Source organism: Micromonospora sp. M51, assembly GCF_018070305.1.
GTDB lineage: Bacteria > Actinomycetota > Actinomycetes > Mycobacteriales > Micromonosporaceae > Micromonospora > Micromonospora parva.
Map to the genome: position 1 here is coordinate 1 of NZ_JAGPXZ010000741.1, position 2,933 is coordinate 2,933.

The window sequence follows — 2,933 nt, forward strand, 5'->3', positions numbered from 1 at the left end:
GACGTAGTCACCCAACAGGCCGAGGCAGATCAACTGCACCCCACTGAGCAGCAGCACCGCGACGAACATCGACGTCCAGCCGGGGATGGTGGCGCCGGAGACGTGCACGACCATGCCGAACACGATCAGCGCGAGGCAGAGCAGGAAGCTGGACATCCCCAGCCAGGTGGCCAGGCGCAGCGGCGCGGCGGAGAAGTTCGCGGTGCTCTCCCAGGCCAGGGCCATCATCCGGCGCAGCGGATACTTCGTCTCGCCGGCGGCGCGGGCCTCCCGGTCGTAGCGCACCTCGGCGCTGGGGAAGCCGAGCGACGGCACCAGCAGCCGATAGACCGGGGCGCGTTCGGGCAACCGGCGCAGCACCTCGATCACGTCCCGGCTGAGCAACCGGAAGTCGCCGGCCTGCGCGGGCAGGTCGACGCCGACGAGCCGGCGCATCGCCCAGTAGTAGCCGCGGGCGGTGTTGCGCTTGAACATCGTGTCGGTGCTGCGGTCGGCGCGAACGCCGTAGACGACATCCACCCCGTCCTCGCGGGCCACCCGGAGCATCTCGGCGATGGTCTCCGGCGGATCCTGGAGATCGGCGTCGAGGCTGACCACCCACTGGCCGACGGCCCGGTGCAGGCCGGCGGTCAACGCCGCCTGGTGGCCACTGTTGCGCCGCAGCCGGAGCACCCGCAGTTGCGGCCACTCCCGGCCGTGGTCGAAGAGCGCCGACACGGTGTCGTCCCGGCTGCCGTCGTCGACGGCGACCACCTCGTAGTCGACGGCGAGCGCGTCGAGCACCGGTCGCAGCCGGGCGACCAGCGCTGGGATGACCGCAGCCTCGTTGAACATCGGGATGACCACCGAGAGGGTGGTCGTCCGGCTGAGGGCTGACTCCACGGTGACACGCCCCGTTCCGCACGCAGGAGTGAGCAGTTCCCGCGCCGGGAGCGCGGCAACGATCACGATCGCGTGGTAAACCCTCGGCCAGCGGACCAACTCCTGAACGGTCCGTTAACGCCCGCCGGCAGGCGTCCCGATAAGGGACGGACCGTGCGTTCAGCGCTCCAGGATGGCTGTCACGCCCTGACCGCCGGCGGCGCAGATGGAGATCAGCCCGCGTCCGCTGCCCTTCTCGGCCAGCAGTTTGGCCAGTGTGGCAACGATCCGCCCGCCGGTGGCGGCGAACGGGTGCCCGGCAGCCAGCGACGAGCCGTTGACGTTGAGCCGGTCGGTGTCGACCGCGCCCAGCGGCGCGTCCAGGCCGAGCCGGTCCTTGCAGAACTCCGGCGACTCCCAGGCGGCGAGGGTGGCCAGCACCTGCGACGCGAACGCCTCGTGGATCTCGTAGTAGTCGAAGTCCTGCAACGTCAGGCCGGCGCGGGCCAGCATCCGGGGGACCGCGTACGCGGGTGCCATCAGCAGGCCCTCGTCGCCGTGGACGAAGTCCACAGCCGCCGTCTCCGACCAGCTGAACCAGGCCAGCACCGGCAGGTTGTGCGCCGCCGCCCACTCCTCGCTGGCCAGCAGCACAGTGGATGCGCCGTCGGTGAGGGGCGACGAGTTGCCGGCGGTCATGGTGGCGTGCTCGGCGTCCGGGCCACGGGTGCCGAAGACCGGCTTGAGCGAGCCGAGCTTCTCCACGCTGGTGTCCGGGCGCAGGTTCGCGTCGCGGGTCAGCCCCAGGTACGGCGTCATCAGGTCGTCGAAGAAGCCCCTGTCGTACGCGGCGGCGAGCCGCTGGTGCGAGCGCAGCGCCAGCTCGTCCTGGGATCGCCTGTCGATCTGCCACCGCACTGCGGTTCGGGCGGCGTGCTCACCCATGGACAGGCCGGTACGCGGCTCGGCGTTGCGCGGGATGTCCGGCTTGAACGGCTGGAGCGGGCGCAGCTTCGCCGCGATCTTGAGCCGTTCGCCCAGGGTGCGGGCGCTGTTGAGCTTGAGCAGCGTGCGGCGCATCTCCTCGTTGACGGCGAGCGGGGCGTCGGAGGTGGTGTCCACGCCGCCGGCGATGCCCACGTCGAGCTGGCCGAGGGCGATCTTGTTGGCGACCAGGATCGTCGCCTCCAGGCCGGTGCCGCACGCCTGCTGGATGTCGTACGCCGGGGTGTGCGGGTCGAGCCGGGAGCCGAGGACGACCTCGCGGGTGAGGTTGAAGTCGCGGGAGTGCTTGAGCACCGCTCCGGTCACCACCTCGCCGACCCGCTGCCCGGCCAGGCCGTAGCGGGCGACCAGGCCGTCGAGCGCCGCGCCGAGCAGGTCGGCGTTCGACGCGTCCGCGTAGCGGGAGTTGGAACGGGCGAAGGGGATGCGGTTGCCCCCGATGACCGCGACCCGCCGGATGCTCTGCACGATCCGCCTCCTCAAGATGTGTTGCTCAAACCCTACTCGCCAGTAGGCTACGCCCATGACCGACAGGTACGCGAGCTTCGTCCAATCGGCCGCCGGCCGCGCGCTGGTCAAGCGCCTCGGGCTGCCCGACCCGCCCCGACTGCGCCGGCACCACCCCGGCGACCCGCTGCTGCCCGGGCCGGCGCTGCTCGGCGCGGCCACCGGCGGCCGGCTCGCCGAGCCGCTCGCCAAGATGCTGACCGCCGCCGGGGTCGAGCTGGCCGACCCGGCAGCCACCGGGCAGCGGTACGGGGCACTGCTCTTCGACGCCACCGGGGTCACCGACTCGACCGAGCTGCGCCAGCTCTACGACTTCTTCCACCCGCAGGCCCGGGCCGTGCTGCCCAGCGGTCGGGTGATCGTGCTGGGCACCCCGCCACGGGAGTGCGCGACACCCCGCGAGGCGACGGCCCAGCGCGCCCTCGAAGGTCTGGTCCGCAGCATCGGCAAGGAATTCGGCCGGGGCAGCACCGCGCAACTCGTCTACGTGAGCCGCGCCGACGGCCCGACCCTCGCCGCGACCACGGCCACCCGCCTCGAATCGACCCTCCGTTTCCTGC

General features: G+C 71.9%; 2 protein-coding genes and 1 pseudogene. 1 reads left to right on the top strand and 2 read right to left on the bottom strand.

The features are described from left to right. The coding region (locus tag KBX53_RS27950; protein WP_309140873.1) for a glycosyltransferase family 2 protein at positions 1–882 on the bottom strand (882 nt) is incomplete at its 3' end. 159 nt (positions 883–1,041) lie between these two features. Then, complete coding sequence (locus KBX53_RS27955; protein WP_210862532.1) at positions 1,042–2,334, bottom strand: acetyl-CoA C-acetyltransferase; 1,293 nt, start codon at positions 2,332–2,334, stop codon at positions 1,042–1,044. A gap of 55 nt (positions 2,335–2,389) precedes the next feature. Here KBX53_RS27955 and KBX53_RS27960 point away from each other — a divergent pair. Further along, positions 2,390–2,933, top strand: a pseudogene (locus KBX53_RS27960) (short chain dehydrogenase); the annotation flags it as partial.